General features: G+C 69.4%; 14 protein-coding genes. 5 read left to right on the top strand and 9 right to left on the bottom strand.

From position 1 onward, the window contains the following. Positions 1-70: 70 nt before the first annotated feature. The 5 genes from ACIHFD_RS00070 to ACIHFD_RS00050 all read right to left on the bottom strand — a co-directional run bounded on the left by ACIHFD_RS00070 (position 71) and on the right by ACIHFD_RS00050 (position 6,230). Entirely contained in the window at positions 71-547 is a 477-nt protein-coding gene (locus ACIHFD_RS00070; protein ID WP_397364896.1) for a cyclase, read from the bottom strand. A gap of 420 nt (positions 548-967) precedes the next feature. Then, complete coding sequence (locus ACIHFD_RS00065) at positions 968-2,227, bottom strand: cyclopropane-fatty-acyl-phospholipid synthase family protein (RefSeq protein WP_350739302.1); 1,260 nt, start codon at positions 2,225-2,227, stop codon at positions 968-970. 3 nt (positions 2,228-2,230) lie between these two features. Next, positions 2,231-3,580 (bottom strand): FAD-binding oxidoreductase, encoded by a 1,350-nt coding sequence (locus ACIHFD_RS00060; RefSeq protein WP_397365452.1) that lies wholly within the window; start codon positions 3,578-3,580, stop codon positions 2,231-2,233. Between the two features lie 131 nt (positions 3,581-3,711). Continuing rightward, on the bottom strand, positions 3,712-4,695 hold the full coding sequence (locus ACIHFD_RS00055; RefSeq protein ID WP_397364895.1) for an NAD(P)-dependent oxidoreductase: 984 nt from the start codon (positions 4,693-4,695) through the stop codon (positions 3,712-3,714). Beyond that, positions 4,692-6,230, bottom strand: coding sequence for a serine/threonine-protein kinase (locus ACIHFD_RS00050; RefSeq protein WP_397364894.1), 1,539 nt, complete (start codon positions 6,228-6,230; stop codon positions 4,692-4,694). The genes ACIHFD_RS00055 and ACIHFD_RS00050 overlap by 4 nt, the downstream gene beginning before the upstream one ends. A gap of 119 nt (positions 6,231-6,349) precedes the next feature. On the opposite strand from ACIHFD_RS00050, the gene ACIHFD_RS00045 reads away from it, so the two are divergent. Next, positions 6,350-7,471: a CaiB/BaiF CoA transferase family protein gene (locus ACIHFD_RS00045; protein WP_397364893.1), complete on the top strand. Its 1,122-nt coding sequence runs from the start codon at positions 6,350-6,352 to the stop codon at positions 7,469-7,471. Here the strand turns inward: ACIHFD_RS00045 and ACIHFD_RS00040 are convergent. Beyond that, positions 7,426-8,655 carry an FAD-dependent monooxygenase gene (locus ACIHFD_RS00040; RefSeq protein WP_350739312.1) on the bottom strand — a complete coding sequence of 410 codons (1,230 nt, stop codon included), beginning with the start codon at positions 8,653-8,655 and terminating at the stop codon, positions 7,426-7,428. The two genes, ACIHFD_RS00045 and ACIHFD_RS00040, sit on opposite strands and share 46 nt — an antisense overlap. A gap of 78 nt (positions 8,656-8,733) precedes the next feature. On the opposite strand from ACIHFD_RS00040, the gene ACIHFD_RS00035 reads away from it, so the two are divergent. Beyond that, positions 8,734-9,252 carry a TetR/AcrR family transcriptional regulator gene (locus tag ACIHFD_RS00035; RefSeq protein WP_363966351.1) on the top strand — a complete coding sequence of 173 codons (519 nt, stop codon included), beginning with the start codon at positions 8,734-8,736 and terminating at the stop codon, positions 9,250-9,252. Here the strand turns inward: ACIHFD_RS00035 and ACIHFD_RS00030 are convergent. Beyond that, positions 9,249-9,701 (bottom strand): effector binding domain-containing protein, encoded by a 453-nt coding sequence (locus tag ACIHFD_RS00030; protein ID WP_350739316.1) that lies wholly within the window; start codon positions 9,699-9,701, stop codon positions 9,249-9,251. The two genes, ACIHFD_RS00035 and ACIHFD_RS00030, sit on opposite strands and share 4 nt — an antisense overlap. A gap of 97 nt (positions 9,702-9,798) precedes the next feature. On the opposite strand from ACIHFD_RS00030, the gene ACIHFD_RS00025 reads away from it, so the two are divergent. Beyond that, a complete protein-coding gene (locus tag ACIHFD_RS00025) occupies positions 9,799-11,238 on the top strand; it encodes a GuaB1 family IMP dehydrogenase-related protein (RefSeq protein WP_350739319.1) in 1,440 nt (479 codons plus the stop codon). 129 nt (positions 11,239-11,367) lie between these two features. On the opposite strand, the gene ACIHFD_RS00020 is transcribed toward ACIHFD_RS00025, so the two are convergent. Further along, complete coding sequence (locus tag ACIHFD_RS00020; protein WP_397364892.1) at positions 11,368-12,123, bottom strand: SDR family NAD(P)-dependent oxidoreductase; 756 nt, start codon at positions 12,121-12,123, stop codon at positions 11,368-11,370. 72 nt (positions 12,124-12,195) lie between these two features. Here ACIHFD_RS00020 and ACIHFD_RS00015 point away from each other — a divergent pair, with 72 nt between their 5' ends. Together ACIHFD_RS00015 and ACIHFD_RS00010 are read left to right on the top strand one after the other, a co-directional pair. Further along, a complete protein-coding gene (locus tag ACIHFD_RS00015) occupies positions 12,196-12,570 on the top strand; it encodes an FKBP-type peptidyl-prolyl cis-trans isomerase (protein ID WP_319720114.1) in 375 nt (124 codons plus the stop codon). Between the two features lie 590 nt (positions 12,571-13,160). Further along, positions 13,161-14,684: an ATP-dependent DNA ligase gene (locus tag ACIHFD_RS00010; RefSeq protein WP_355204733.1), complete on the top strand. Its 1,524-nt coding sequence runs from the start codon at positions 13,161-13,163 to the stop codon at positions 14,682-14,684. Positions 14,685-14,697: 13 nt separating this feature from the next. Here the strand turns inward: ACIHFD_RS00010 and ACIHFD_RS00005 are convergent. Continuing rightward, a partial coding sequence (locus ACIHFD_RS00005; RefSeq protein ID WP_397364891.1) for an RNA-guided endonuclease InsQ/TnpB family protein occupies positions 14,698-15,548 on the bottom strand: 851 nt, incomplete at its 5' end.

Raw genomic sequence — 15,548 nt, 5'->3', positions numbered from 1 at the left:
GAGTGACGACGGAAAAATGCCGCGGACAGCACGCGGACCTCGGCCATGATGAACGGCGACAGTGGGGTCGTCACTGCCTGGCGGTTTCGGTCGTCTCCTTGATGTGCGCGTTCCGCAGCAGGATCAGCTTGGTCATGTAACGCCGCAGGACGAAAGCGTCGGCGAGAGTGCCCAGTGGCCCGGCGGGCGCGGCGAAGTCGACGATGTCTTTCATGAGGGTCGCCTCGATGCCGCTGTCGCCGTCGCGTGCCGGTTCGAAGGTGTGCGCGTGGCGCCAATACCGGAACGGGCCGCTTACTTGCTCGTCGACGAAGTACGACGGGCGGATGTGGGCGCTGATCGTCGAGGTCAGGTGCCAGGTGAAGCCGAAGTGCCGCGCTCGCCACGTGACCTGGTCGCCCAGGGAGAGCTGTCCGGAAGTGACCCCTGCGACCGCTTGCTCGCGCGAGCCGCGCATGGAGGAGGTGTGCAGCTCGACCGACAAGGACGCATCGAAGACGACCGACGGCGGCGCGAGGACCAGGATGGCCACCTCGAAACGGGACATGCGCGGATCTTAGCCATCAGGTGGAAGGCGCAGGGACGTACCCGGAGAGCTTCCCCTCCGGACGCCTCACGGTGGAGGTTCTTCCTACTCGGGGGAAGGATCCTCCGCTCTGGAGGAGAAATAACACCCCGTGCCGTGCCGATCACTTGAGCCGCGAGGAACCTTCGAGCCCAAAGCTCAGGTAGGGCCGCAAGCGGGCCAGGGTGGAGGCACGTTGTCTCGCGCCCGAACCTCATTCATCCGGCGTCGCACCTGGCCGACAAATCAATGGACCCGGGGTGGGTTCCAGCAGGCCCACCGCGTAACCACGCAAAGGGCAAGCGGGGGTTTGCGGGGATCGAAAAGGGCGGCAGCCCCCTTGGGAGGCGCTGGCTGAGCGCTCGCATGGCGCGTAGCGCCTCCCAAGGTGAAGGCCGTGTTTCAGGGCCAGTCGAGGGCCGGGCGGAGGGGGATGCTGGAGCGGCCGTTCTTGTCGAGCTTGACGCCCAGCACCTGGTGCAGCTGGACCTTGTTGCGCTCGAAGCCCACGATGCAGCCCGCCATGTACAGGGCCCACACCCGGGCCGTGCCCATGCCGACCTCCTCGACCGCGTCCGACCAGTTGGCGTCGAGGTTGTCGCACCAGTGGCGCAGCGTCTTGGCGTAGTGCTCGCGCAGGTTCTCCTCGTGGCGGATCTCGAAGCCGGTGTCCTCCATCTGCCTGACCAGCCAGCCGACCGACTCCAGCTCGCCGTCGGGGAAGACGTACCGGTTGATGAAGCCGCCCTTGTTGAACGTCTTCTCCTTGCCGGTCGGCCGCGTGATGCAGTGGTTGAGGATCCGGCCGCCCGGCTTGAGCTTGCCGTACAGGAACTCGAAGTAGGACGGGACGTTGTCCTTGCCGATGTGCTCGGTGAGGCCGATCGAGCTGACCGCGTCGAAGTTCGACTCCTTGACGTCGCGGTAGTCCATGAAGCGGACTTCCGCCAGGTCCTGCAGGCCCGCGTCCGCGATGGCCTTCTGGGCCCATTCGGCCTGCTGGCGGCTCAGGGTCACGCCGAGGGCCTTGACGCCGTAGTGCTTGGCGGCGTGCATGACCATCCCGCCCCAGCCGCAGCCGACGTCCAGCAGGCGCATGCCCGGCTTGAGGTCGAGCTTGCGGGCCACCAGGTCGAACTTGGCGTACTGGGCCTCCTCGAGCGTCGACTCCTCCGAGGGGAAGACGGCGCACGTGTACGCCATGGACGGCCCCAGGACCCACTCGTAGAAACGGTTGGAGACGTCGTAGTGGTGGTGGATGGCCTCGGCGTCACGCTGCTTGGCGTGACGGGAGCCCAGCCTGGCCAGGGCGCTCTGCCGCATCTCCTGTGGTGGTGGTGGCACCCGCATGAGGAGTGGTTTGACGCCCAGGGCGCGGACGGCGGCGATCTTCTCCTGGGTGGTCAGGTCGTTGGTGGTGATGTTCCACATGCGGTCGAGCAGTGCGTACATGTCGCCGTGTACGTCGATGTGGCCGGAGATGTACGCCCTTGCCAGGCCCAGCTCGCCGGGTGCCTGCGCCAGATAGGCGACCGCGATCGGCGACTTGACCTCGATGCTCAGGTCGGACCCGTCCGGACCTGCCTTGCTGCCGTCGTACGCCTGGAACGCGACGTTCGCTTCCGAGCCGACGATTTTCTCAAAGATGGTTGCCAGCGCCACAGCTCACCTTCCCGCTACACATTTTTCGTAGAGGTCAAGCAGGCGACCGTTCGGGTCGTATTCCCGCTTGACAGGCCAGTAGGCGTCGCCGTTGTACAGCTGCCAGAACTGCTCGCGAGCGTAGAACGAGGTCGAGTAGAGCGACTTGTGACCGTCGAGCTCGTGCACTTCGCGCTCGATCAGCCGGTTGTAGTAGCCGTCGAACTGCCCCCGCGGCAACGGCACCATGCCCCAGAATCCGAAGTTGACGTAGAGCCTGCCCGGCTCCAGAGGGTAGAGCGGCCAGCGCGAATTCGAGCGCAGCGGGCACATCCACACCGGTGTCATGCCCACCTTGTCGTGGAAGAACTCCAGGAACTCCGCCCCCCGCTCGACCGGAGCCTCGACGTCCTGGATCACGGACTCCTGCACGGGCTGGTCGCGCCACCTGTCGATGCGGGCGGTGACCCCGTACTTCCTGTCCAGTGCCACGAGGCGGCGGTAGACGTCGGAACGCATCCAGCGGCGCGGCATGAGGGAACGCACGACGGGCTGCTGCACGCCGAACGCCCGCGAGCACCAGAACCAGTCGGTGTCCCAGCGCCACAGGTAGTCGCGCACGGTCAGCCAGTCGCGGTTGCGCTGCCTGATCGACTGGTAGTAGATGCGCATCCCCGTGTAGTCCGAGGCATAAGGGGCACGCTCGGCGAACCGGCCGACCGTGATGTACATCTCCCCCGGGTTGAAGTAGACGCCGTCGACGAAGTCGACGCTCGCCCCGTCGTGCACCATGCTGTCGCAGATCTCCTGCAGGGCCAGCATGCACTTGGCCGCGTCCGTGAACTTGACGTGCGTGAGATGCACGTACGGCTGGACCTTGCGGAGCTTGATCCGGATGCGCAGCGCGTAGCCCAGCGTGCCGTAGGAGTTGGGGAACGCGCGGAAGAGCTCCCGGTGCTCGTTGTCGTTGCGGGCCACGACGACGCGCCCGTCACCGGTGAGGATCTCGAGCTCCTCCACCGACTCGTGCGGCAGGCCGTCCCGGAAGCTCGTGGACTCGATGCCGAGCCCGGTCACGGCGCCGCCCAGCGTGATCGTCTTGAGCTGCGGCACCACGTACGGCATGAGCCCGTACGGCAAGGTGGCGTCCACCAGGTGCTCGTACGTCGTCATGCCCTGGACCTCGGCCGTCATGGTCTCGGGGTCGACGCTGATGACCTCGTCGAGATCCCTCGCCGAGAGCTTGGCCGTCCTGCCGCCGTCGCGGAACCTGAAGAGGTTGGACGTGGACTTGGCCAGGCGCGGGGCGGCACCGCCCGGGATCTCGGCGTACGACTGCCGGATCTGCTCTACTGCCCGTTGGTGTGTCGACATCTTCGTCGGCACGGCAAGCACCCCCTTGAGCTGGTAGAGATCGTCCGTAAGACGGTATCTCCCGTGAGCGACCTCGAATAGACCGGGGTCGTTAAAGACACGAAAACTGTTCATAGTGACAGGTGAAATGCCTACTTGGTAGGCGATTGCGTAAACTTTCTGAAGATCACGGAGCTTACGCCGTTAAGCACGTTATGCACCTCGCGGCCCTCGACGGCGGCGGTGAGGTTGTCCAGAGTCGCCGTGAGCAGACGGCCCGTGGCCTCGGGCGTGACGCCGGCGACATGCGGCGACAGCAGGACGTTCGGGAGGTCCCTCAGCGGGTCGTCAAGCGGCAGCGGCTCCACGTCGAAGACGTCGAGCGCCGCGCCGCCCAGGTGACCCTCGCGCAGGGCCGTGACGAGCGCCTGCTGGTCCACGACGCCACCCCGCGCGGCGTTGACGAGCAGAGCGCCCTGCTTCATGCGGCCGGGGTCGACGAGGCCGCGGGTCTCGTCGGACAGCGCGATCACCACGACGAGCACGTCACTGGAGGAGATCAGCTCCGGCAGGTCCGCGAAGCCGGGGTCCGCGCGGGGCGTGCGGGTCCAGTAGGAGACGTGGCAGCCGAGAGCGCGGAACATCTCCGCGCAGGTGGCGCCGATCGGGCCGTACCCGACGATGCCGACGCGGCGCCCGCTCAGCTCGTACGGCTGCAGGCCCTGCTGCGGCCATTCACCCGCGCGTACGGCGGCGTCGGCGGCGGCCAGCTTGCGCGACAGCGAGAACGTGGCCGCCAGGCACCACTCCGAGACCGCCACCGCGCTGACGCCCGGCGTGTTGGCCAGCGGCACCCCGGCCGCCGCCAGGGCGTCGAGGTCGTGGCCGTCCACGCCCACGGACGGCTGCTGCACGAACGCCAGCAGGGGCGCGGCCTTGACCGCCTCGGCGTCCATCGCGAGCGTGCCCGTCCAGTCGCCGAGCACGATCTCCGCCTCCGGCAGCGCGGCCAGGAGCGCGTCCCTGTCGCGGGCGGCCGGCACGCGTACGGTCACCTGGTCGCCCAGCGGGGCGAGCAGGTGGCGCAGGAGCTCTTCGGGGAGCGGGGGCAGAGCGAGCAGGTTCCAGGGGCTCATGCCCCCACAGTAAAGCTGCTGATCACCTGCCGCATCAGTCCTCTGTTACGCATCCACTGGGCCTCGTCGACCGTCCAGGACAGGACGTACGCCGTGTCGCCGATCGCGACGGCCCGGCGTATCTCGTGGTACCGGGTGCCCGGCGTGGCCCACGGGGCGTCGCCCCCGGTGCCCGCGGTCCAGGAGAACTCCCACTCCACGGCCTTCGTACCCTGGTGCACGACCACCCTGCGACCGCGGTTGACGACGTTCTGGGCGTTCTGGGCGACGGTCTCCTGCGCGTCGCGCATGATCTGGTGCGGGTCGACGACGGAGTAGACGGCCTCCACCCCGAGATGCGCGTTCCGGTCCCGGCGCGTCCACTCCGTGTAGGCCTCTTTGAGAGCTCCGCGCCAGCCGGTGGGCCGCATGATGGACCAGCCGTCACGCGACCTCCACATGCGCGTGATCGGAACGGCCCTGGTCACGCTGGGCGTCGGAGTGGGTGTCGTGCTCGGCTCCGGCGTGTCCGTGGCCGCCGGCGTGAGCGGGCGGGTCGCGGCGGCCGGCTGAGCGGTCTGCCGCGGGGAACCCTCCGCCGGGGGCGCGAGCTTGAAGTACGCCACCGAGCCGCCCGCGATCACCAGGACCGCCGCGGCGGCCGCCGCGAGCACGGCACGGCCCCGGCCGCCGCCCGGTTTCCGCTCCGGCACGTCCCGGTCGGCGCTCGCGGGCCTGGCCGTGAGGATGTCCTGGAGCAGCCGGTCGGCCTCCGCGGCGTCGACCCGCTGCTCCGGCTCCTTCTTCAGCAGCCCGCGCAGGACCGGATGCATGATCGGCGGGATCCTGCGGTAGTCGGGCTCCTCGCTGAGCAGCGCGTTGAGCGTCGACATGGGGTCGCCCCGCTCGAACGGCGAGCGGCCCACCATGCACGCGTACAGCGTGGCGCCGAGCGACCACAGGTCGGAGGGCGGTCCCGCGTGCTCGGCGCGGACCCGCTCGGGAGCGAGGAAGCTCGGCGAGCCGGTGACCATGCCGGTTTTGGTGAGCGACGGGTCGCCCTCGGCGGTGGCGATGCCGAAGTCCATGAGCACGGCCCGGCCGTCCTCGGCCAGCAGGATGTTGCTCGGCTTGACGTCGCGGTGCAGGATGCCCACCTCGTGGGCGGTCCGCAGCGCCGACAGCACCTGCCGGCCCAGCTCGGCCGCCTCCCGCACGGGGAGCGCGCCGGAGGTGAGCACGACCTCCTCGACCGTGGGGTGGCGCAGCAGCTCCATCACGATCCACGGACGGCCGCCCTCCTCGACGACGTCGTAGATCGCGACGACGGACGGATGGCTCAGCTTGGCCGCGGTTCGGGCCTCACGGGCGGTCCGCAAAAGCTGGCGCTCCTGCTCGCCCGGCGACAGCCCGTCGGGCAGCAGCACCTCCTTTATGGCGACCTGCCGGTTGAGCAGGGTGTCCTGCCCTTCCCAGACCACGCCCATGCCCCCGCGGCCCAGTTCGCGTACTAACTGGTAGCGGGCCGCGATGAGCCGGTTGCTATCCGAAACCATGTCCTACCCCTGTTGACCACCCGAACACAGTGGGCAAGTTTCCCATACCTCCCACCTCTTCGCCGGAAGGTCGCGAAGGCCGCTTGCGATAGATCACCGAATGTTGTTCTACTGGGGAGATGCCTGAAGTTCACAACGGCCCGCTCGCCGGGGTACGCGTACTCGAGCTCGCAGGGCTCGCACCTGGGCCGTTCGCCGGGATGATGCTGGCCGACCACGGCGCCGAGGTGCTGCGCGTGGACCGGGTCAAGGCGGTCTCCGACCGGCCGCGCGGCGATGTCATGGATCGCGGGAAGCGCACGATCGGGCTGGACCTGAAGTCCCCCGAGGGCGTGGCCGCATTCAAGGAGCTGGCGCGGCACGCCGACGTCGTGATCGAGGTGTTCCGCCCGGGAGTGGCCGAGCGGCTCGGCATCGGCCCCGACGACCTCCACGCGGTGAACGAGCGGCTGATCTACGGCCGGATGACCGGCTGGGGCCAGGACGGGCCGCTCGCGTCCACGGCCGGCCACGACATCGACTACGTCGCGATCTCCGGTGTCCTGTCGATGCTGGGGCGCGAGGGCGGCCGGCCGACCCCGCCGATCAACATCCTCGGCGACTTCGCCGGCGGCGGGCTGATGCTGGCGTACGGGGTGCTGCTGGCCCTGTTCGAGCGGGAGCGCACGGGCAAGGGGCGGGTGATCGACGCGGCCATGGTGGACGGGGCCTCGATCCTGTTCTCGATGTTCTACCAGGCGGCGCAGAGCGGCTACTGGGGGCCGCGCGGCACGAACCTGCTCGACACCGGCGCCCCGCAGTACGACACGTACGAGACGGCCGACGGCGAGTACGTGGCCGTGGGCTCGCTGGAGCCGCAGTTCTGGGACGCGATGGTGAGCCTGATGGGGCTGGCCGACCTGCCCGACAGGAACGACAGGACGCAGTGGCCCGCGCTGAAGGCCCGCCTGGCCGAGGAGTTCAGGAAGCGCACGCGGGCCGAGTGGGAGGCGCTCTTCGAGGGCTCGGACGCGTGCGTCTCGCCCGTCCTGTCCATGGCCGAGGCCCCCCACCACCCGCACAACACCGCCCGGGGCTCCTTCGTCGAGGTCGGCGGCGTCACCCAGCCGATGCCCGCGCCCCGCCTGCTCGGCGCGCCCCGGCCGGACCTCTCCCCCGCGACCCGCCTCAGCGACCTTTCGGAGTGGGGGCTGTCTCAGGAGGAGGCGGACAAACTCCGCGACCAGGGGGTGCTCGCGTAGTCCTTCAGCACGATCGAGTCGTGCAGCCGCACGCCCTTGCTGCTGATCTTGGCGGCCGCCGTGGTGAGCGCGACCGGCAGGTGGTTGATCAGCCGCACCGTGGCGGCCAGCGCCCAGAGGTCGAACCGGCTGCCGGGGACGATCTTCTTGGCCGCGTTGATGGCGAACGTACGGCTGCGGCGCACGTAATCGCCTATCTCGGCCTCATAGGCGGGGAAGGCCCGCGTGTGGTCGCCGCCGTAGGTCGCGAGCTCGCCCGCCAGGATGTACGCCCCGACGACCGCCAGGCTCGTGCTCCCGCCGACGGCCGGACCGGGGCAGTACCCGGCGTCGCCCACGAGCGTCACCCGGCCGCGTGACCAGGTGTCCATGCGGAGCTGCGTGATCGAGTCGAAGTAGAAGGCCGGCGTGCGGTCCAGCTCCTCCAGCAGCCGCGGCACCTCCCAGCCCATCCCCTCGAAGTGCTCGCGCAGCAGCTCCTTCTGCCGGGGGACGTCGCGGTGGTGGTAGTCGAGCTGCCGCGGCGTCCTGAACAGGAACAACGCCCGCGCGTCGCCCATGTCCACGGTGCCGATCCCGGCCATCCGGCCCGCCCCCGCGATGACCTCCGTCCGGCCGTCGAGCCCGAGGTAGTCGGGCACCGAGACGACGGCCAGATAGGCGCCGATCCACGTGGCGTAGTCCGACTCCGGGCCGAAGACCAGGCGGCGGACGTTCGAGTGCAGGCCGTCGGCGCCGATGACCAGGTCGAACGTGTCCGTCCTGCCGCTGTCGAAGGTGACCTCGCCGTCGTCGGAGATCGAGGCGATCGAGTCGCCGAAGACGTAGTCGACGTCGTCCCTGGTGGCGTCGTAGATGATCTCGCTCAGGTCGTCGCGCATGATCTCGACGTGCCGGTCGGAGACGGCGCTCATCACGCGGCGCAGCTCCAGCTCGATGGGCCGCGACTCGCCCTCCCGGTGCATCGTGAGCCGCTCGATGCCGGTCTTCTTCGCCATGACCTGCTCCAGCAGGCCCATCTTCTCGACGATGTCCATCGCCGGCCTGAACAGGTCGACGGCGTGGCCCCCGGTCTTCCTGAGCGCCGGGGCCCGTTCCACGACGGTGACGGTGGAGCCGTACCTGGTGAGCCAGTACGCGAGAGCCGGGCCCGCGACGCTCGCTCCCGAGATGAGGATCCGCATGACCGCCTCCTTACTTAACGATAGGTAAGTGCCAGGCTAGCAGCTTACTTAACGATAGGTAAGGGGTATTCTTCAGCCATGCCCAGTGACACGAGGACGCGCATCCAGGAGGTGGCCCGCGAGCTGTTCGTCTCCCAGGGCGTTCAGAACACGAGCCTGCGCCAGATCTCAGACCGCCTGGGCATCACCAAGCCCGCGCTCTACTACCACTTCGCCTCGCGCGACGATCTCGTCCGCAGCATCGTGCAGCCGATGGTGGAGGACATCGAGCGGTTCGTCGCGACGCGTCAGCCCGGCGACGCCCGGCAGCTGCTCGACGACTACTTCGAGCTGATCTGGCGGCACCGCGAGGTGACCATGATGATGGTGCGGGAGCTGTCCGTGCTGGGCTTCCTCGACCTGGGCACTCGCATGTTCGACTGGCGGCGGCGGATCATCACGCTGCTGCTGGGCCCGGAGCTCACACAGGCGCAGCACATCCGGGCGACGGTGGCGCTGGGCGGCATGTCCGACTGCTCGGTGGAATACGCGAACCTGCCGGTCGAAGAGGTCAAGCCGGCGGCCGTCGAGGCGGCGGCCGCCGCGCTCGGTCTCTAGATGGCCAGGTAGAGGTCCACGCCGTCCGGGTGGTGGACCTCGAGGTCAGTGGTGAACGCGCGGGACGGCGTACCCCCTGACTCGGTGTGCTTCCACACCTGCTGCCACATGTCGACGAGGGCCTGCGGCATCGGGCCGCGGACCTCCACCCGCAGCGACGGGACCGCCGGCACGCGCACGGCCACCATGCCCTCCGGCAGCCGCGGCACGGTGCGCACGCCGGTGCCGACGATCTGCGTGTACGCGCCGTGATGGTCGCTCTCGTAGTCGGTCAGCACCGCGTACAGGTTCTCGTCCACGCGCCCCGGCACGTGCGCGAAGGCCCCCGGAGCGCCGGCCCGCTGCCAAAGTACGGGCAGCTTCGCCCGCGACGGATCCATCTCGTCTGCATTCGTGGTGCGTACGGCGAAGCCGACCACGATCAATTCGCCCCGTTCGGTGACGTCCACAGAGCCCTCCCTCCCCCAAAAGTGTCCCGGCCGATCATAAGCCCCATCCAACGGGGGAAACCCCTCAATGGGCGGTCACCGCATAAGATGAATGAACGTGAAGTTTCTCAACGACCTCGAGCCTCATTACGACCTGACCTATAGCGACGTGTTCATGGTGCCGTCGCGATCCGCGGTCGGTTCGCGGCTCGCAGTCGATCTGTCGACGAACGACGGCACGGGCACCACCATTCCCGTCGTCGTGGCGAACATGACCGCGGTCGCCGGCCGGCGCATGGCCGAGACCGTGGCACGGCGGGGCGGCATCGCCGTGATCCCGCAGGACATTCCGCAGGACGTCGTGACCGACGTCGTCGACTGGGTCAAGAAACGTGACCTCGTCCACGACACGCCGCTCACGCTCACCCCCCACGACACCGTCGGCGAGGCGCTGCAGCTGCTGCCCAAGCGGGCGCACGACGCGATCATCGTGGTCGACTGGGACAACCGGCCGGTCGGGGTCGTGACCGACGCCGACTGCCAGGGCGTCGACATGTACACCCAGCTCTCACAGGTCATGTCGAGCGAGCTGCTGACGCTGCCCGCCGGGCTGGACCCGCGCACGGCCTTCGAACGGCTGCACGGCGGCCGCCACCGGCTGGCCCCCGTCGTCGATCCCGGCGGGCGGCTGGTCGGCATCCTCACCCGCCTCGGCGCGCTGCGCGCCACCCTCTACCAGCCCGCGATCGACGCGCAGGAACGGCTGCGCATCGCGGCCGCGGTCGGCGTGAACGGCGACGTGGCCGCCAAGGCCAAGGAGCTGCTCGACGCCGGGATCGACTGCCTGGTCGTGGACACCGCGCACGGCCACCAGGAGAAGATGATCTCGGCCCTGCGCGCCGTCAAGGCCCTCGACCCCGGCGTGCCCGTCGTGGCGGGCAACGTGGTAACGGCCGAGGGCGTGCGCGACCTGGTGAACGCCGGGGCCGACATCCTCAAGGTCGGGGTCGGGCCCGGTGCCATGTGCACCACGCGGATGATGACCGGGGTGGGCCGGCCGCAGTTCTCCGCCGTGCTGGAGTGCTCGGCGGAGGCCCGGCGGCTGGGCCGGCACGTGTGGGCGGACGGCGGGGTACGCCATCCGCGCGACGTGGCGCTGGCGCTGGCCGCGGGGGCGTCGAACGTGATGATCGGCTCATGGTTCGCGGGGACGTACGAGTCGCCTGGCGACACCCACACCGATGCGAACGGGCGCAAGTACAAGGAGAACTTCGGCATGGCCTCCGCGCGGGCCGTGCGCCTGCGGACGGCCGACGACTCGGCGTTCGAACGGGCCAGGAAGGCGCTGTTCGAGGAGGGCATCTCGACCTCCCGCATGTATCTGGACCCGAAGCGGCCGAGCGTGGAGGACCAGATCGACGGCATCGTGGCGGGGCTGCGGTCGGCGTGCACGTACGCGGGGGCGTCGAACCTGGAGGAGTTCCACGCGCAGGCCGTGGTCGGGATCCAGAGCTCGTCCGGGTACGCCGAGGGGATGCCGCTGCACCAGAGCTGGTGACTTGTGCGTTCTTCTTCGGCTGTTCCGGCTTCCGCTGGTTCAGCTTCGGCTGCTTCAGGTTCGGCCGTTTCAGCTTCGGCTGCTCCAGGTTCGGCTGTTTCAGCTTCGGCTGCTCCAGGTTCGGCCGTTTCAGCTTCGGCGCCAGCCGCCGGCGGCGTGGATGCCGCCGTCCACGTGCAACGTCGATCCCGTGACGAACCTGGCCAGGTCGCTGGCCAGGAACACGGCCGCGCCGGCGGCCTCCTCCGGGCCGCCCAGTCGGCCGAGCGGCGGGACGCGTACCGGCTCGTAGGGCAGGGGGCGGGCCAGCATGCGCTCGCGCACGCCCGACTCGCCCTCGGTCCGCAGCGCGTCGGGCGCGATCGCGTTCACCCGGATGCCCCTGGGAGCCAACTCCAGGGCGAGCGTCTTCGTCAGGCTCTCCAGACCGGCCTTCATCGCCGCGTACACCGCGAACCCCGGGGCCGCCTGGTGGGCCTCGCTCGAGGTCACGTTGATGATCGACGCGCCCGGCGACATCATCGGCAGCAGCCGCCTGATCATGCCGGTGACCTGCGTGAAGTTCTCCTCGACGAGGATCTGCTCGCCGCGGGGCGAGGTGTCGGCGAAGGCCGCGTGGAAGGTGCCGCCCGCGTTGTTGACCAGGATGTCCACCCGGCCCCACCGCTCACGGATGGCCTGGGCGAAGATCTCCACCGCCACGTGGTCGCGTACGTCGAGCTTCATCGCCAGCTCGGCCCGCGGCTTGTCGCGGTCGCACACCGCGACATGAGCGCCGAACGCGGCGAACGTCTCCGCGATCGCCAGCCCGATGCCCCTGGCCGCCCCGGTGACCACGGCGACGCGCCCGGTGAGCAGGATCCCATCCGGAGAAAGGGCGGTCATGAACGATGACGATATCCCGACCGCATAGAGTCGTCGGGTCTCATTGTCAGCAATCATCAACAGGAGCACTTCGTGGCACTCGAAAAGCCCGAGATCGACTTTCCCGAGGGCAACCCGCCCGCCGACCTGGAGATCGTCGACCTGACCGTGGGCGACGGCCCGGAGGCCAAGCCCGGCCACAGCGTACGCGTCCACTACGTGGGCGTGGCCTTCTCGACCGGTGAGGAGTTCGACGCGTCGTGGAACCGCGGCGACGCGTTCGAGTTCCCGCTCGGCGCGGGCCGCGTCATCGCGGGCTGGGACCAGGGGGTCGCGGGCATGAAGGTCGGCGGGCGGCGCAAGCTCGTCATCCCGCCGCATCTCGGTTACGGCAGCCGGGGGGCCGGCGCGCGCATCAAGCCGAACGAGACGCTCATCTTCGTCGTCGACCTGCTCGGCGTCAGCTAGCACCTCCCGGGGCGGGCCACCCAACCCAAAACGGCCCGCCCCACCCCCCTCCAGACCCGACGCTCCTCCCCACGCTGGCCGCCCTCCCGGACCCGACGCCGCCGCACCAGCACCCCCGTCGCTTCCGGACCCGCGCCCCCATGTCCTCCCGCCTCACGCCTCCGGACCGACGCCCCCACACGTCCTGCGCCGCCTGTCCAAACCGACGCGCCCTGCGCCGCCGTTCCGGAGCGACGCCCCCGCTCCTCCTTCCCGACCGACGTCCCCGACGCGCCTTGCCCCGCCTTGCCCCGATACGCCAGCCCACCCCGCTACGGCGATCGCCCATTCAACGCGACAGCCGCCCTGGCGCATGTATCGCTGTGGCACCGCATCACCCTCGCCCCCCGAAACGAGAGGCCCCGCCCGCGCACCCGAGTTCCCCCGCCCGAGAAGCCCCAAATAAGGGCCCTATACGCGGCACCCATATACGCAACCCTCGCGATGATCCCAAAAGGGAGCAACCGTACGAGGGGCCGTGCCGGGAACAAGGCAGACACTTGGCCGATATCGGGTGGGGAAATGTCGGCACCATAAGGCAACATAGGCGTGTGCTTCTGATCGACGTGGTCCGGGTTTCCGAGGCGGTGGCGCGCACGTCCGCTCGGCTCGGCAAGGTGGGCCATCTGGCGGAGCTGCTGGGCCGGGTCGGCCCGGAGGAGGCGGAGATCGCGATCTCGTACCTCTCGGGCGAGCTGCCTCAGCGGCAGGTGGGCGTGGGCTGGCGCACGTTGGAGGACATCCCCCAGCCCAAGCTGGCCGCCACCGCCACCCTGACCGCGGTCGACGAGCTGCTGAGCAGGATCAAGGCGGTTTCCGGGCCGGGCTCGCAGGCCGCGCGCAAAGCGCTGGTGGCCGAGCTGTTCGCGGGGCTGACGAGCCAGGAGCAGCAGTTCATGCGCCGGCTGCTGTTCGGTGAGCTGCGGCAGGGCGCGCTCGACGGCGTCATGATCGAGGCGGTGGCCAAGGCGTCCGGCGCGCCGTCGGCCGACGTGCGCCGCGCGCTCACGCTGCGCGGCTGGCTTCCTGCCGTCGGCGCGGCCGCGCTGAGCGGCGGGGTAGAGGCGCTGCGCGCGTTCCGGCTGCAGGTGGGGCAGGCGGTCTCGCCCATGCTGGCGGGCAGCGCGCCCAACGTCGCCGCCGCGCTGGAGAAGGCCGGCACCCCCGCGGCGCTGGAGTGGAAGCTCGACGGCATGCGGGTGCAGGCCCACCGTTCGGGCTCTGAGGTCAAGGTTTTCACGCGTACGCTCGACGACATCACGCCGCAGGTTCCCGAGCTGGTCGAGGCCGTGCTCGACATGCCGTACGACGATCTCGTGCTGGACGGCGAGGTGCTCGCGCTGCGTCCTGACGGGCGGCCGCACCCGTTCCAGGTGACGGCGAGCCGCGCGACCAGCAAGACCAACGTCGCCCAACTGCGCGAGCAGACGCCGCTGAGCGTGTTCTTCTTCGACGCCCTGCGGGTGGACGGCGCCGACCTGCTCGACCTGCCCTATTCACAGCGCCAGGAGGCGCTCGCCCGCGCGGTCCCCCAGGGGCTGCTGACGCCGCGACTGGTGACGGGGGACGTGGCCGAGGCGGAGAAGTTCTTCACCGATGTGGTCAAGGCGGGCCACGAGGGCCTGGTGGTCAAGTCCCTGGCCTCCCCTTACGCAGCCGGCCGCCGGGGCGCCGGATGGATCAAGGTCAAGCCGCGTCACACGCTCGACCTGGTGGTCCTGGCCGCCGAATGGGGTCATGGGCGACGCGAGGGCAAGCTCTCCAACCTCCACCTCGGAGCGCGTGACCCTTCGGGCGGGTTCGTGATGCTCGGCAAGACGTTCAAGGGCCTGACGGACGAACTGCTGGCCTGGCAGACCGAGCGCTTCCTCGAGCTGGCCGATGGGCCCACCGACAACTGGACGGTCACGCTGCGGCCGGAGCTGGTGGTGGAGATCGCCTTCGACGGGGTCCAGCGCTCCCCCCGCTACCCCGGCGGCATGGCCCTCCGTTTCGCCCGGGTCCTGCGCTACCGCCCGGACAAGCGCGTCGAGGACGCCGACACGGTCGACACCGTGCGCTCTCTGATGCTTTGACATCCACTCCGCCCTAAAGGACGGAGACTCCCGTCTGCCGCGCGTGTGGCCCCGGGTGGGTTACTGCTTCTTCGCGCGGTGCCGGAACAAGTCCCGGTCTTACCTGCGCTCCACAGTCGTTTGGTCTCTCCGCCTGTCCGGCGGCGAGGATGTTGATCGCTGCGTTGACGTCCCGATCGTGGGCCGCCCCGCACGGGCAGGTCCACGCCCGGATGTTCAGCGGCATCGACTCGGCGATGGTCCCGCACGCCGAGCACGTCTTCGACGACGGGAACCAGCGGTCGATCTTGCCGAAGTGGCGGCCGTACCTGACGGCCTCGTACTCCAGCATGGCGACGAACTGCGACCAGCCCGCCTCGTGCACCGACTTCGCCAAGCGTGTGCGCGCCAGGCCGGACACCGCAAGATTCTCCACGTACACCGCTTGGTTGTCGCGGATGATCGTGGTGGAGAGCTTGTGTGCCCAGTCTCGGCGCGTGTTGGCTACTTTGGCGTACGCCTTGGCGGCCTTCACCTTGGCCTTGATGCGGTTCGCCGAGCCTTTCTCCTTACGGCTCAGCGCCTTCTGCGCCTTGCGGAGCTTCTTGGCTGCCCGGCGCAGGATACGCGGGTTGTCCACCTTCTCGCCGTCCGACATCACTGCGAAGTGCGTCAGACCCAGGTCGATGCCGATCTCGGAGCCCGTCTCGGCCAGCGGCTCGGCCAGCGGCTCGGGCAGCGGCTCGGGCAGCGGCTCGGGCAGCGGTTCGTCCGACGTCTCGACCACGAGCGACGTGAAATACCGGCCTGCCGAATCCTTGATCACCGTCACCGATGATGGATCGGAGGGCAGCGAACGCGACCAGCGGACCGGCACGTCTCCGA

The organism is Nonomuraea sp. NPDC051941 (assembly GCF_044593615.1).
This window is presented reverse-complemented; position numbering and strand designations above follow the sequence as displayed.

Excerpts from the sequence above, each read along its gene's own strand:
- ACIHFD_RS00070 (WP_397364896.1), bottom strand. The coding sequence starts at position 547 with ATGTCCCGTTTCGAGGTGGCCATCCTGGTCCTCGCGCCGCCGTCGGTC.
- ACIHFD_RS00035 (WP_363966351.1), top strand. The coding sequence starts at position 8,734 with ATGCCCAGTGACACGAGGACGCGCATCCAGGAGGTGGCCCGCGAGCTG.
- ACIHFD_RS00045 (WP_397364893.1), top strand. The coding sequence starts at position 6,350 with ATGCCTGAAGTTCACAACGGCCCGCTCGCCGGGGTACGCGTACTCGAG.
- ACIHFD_RS00040 (WP_350739312.1), bottom strand. The coding sequence starts at position 8,655 with ATGCGGATCCTCATCTCGGGAGCGAGCGTCGCGGGCCCGGCTCTCGCG.
- ACIHFD_RS00050 (WP_397364894.1), bottom strand. The coding sequence starts at position 6,230 with ATGGTTTCGGATAGCAACCGGCTCATCGCGGCCCGCTACCAGTTAGTA.
- ACIHFD_RS00055 (WP_397364895.1), bottom strand. The coding sequence starts at position 4,695 with ATGAGCCCCTGGAACCTGCTCGCTCTGCCCCCGCTCCCCGAAGAGCTC.
- ACIHFD_RS00060 (WP_397365452.1), bottom strand. The coding sequence starts at position 3,580 with ATGTCGACACACCAACGGGCAGTAGAGCAGATCCGGCAGTCGTACGCC.
- ACIHFD_RS00020 (WP_397364892.1), bottom strand. The coding sequence starts at position 12,123 with ATGACCGCCCTTTCTCCGGATGGGATCCTGCTCACCGGGCGCGTCGCC.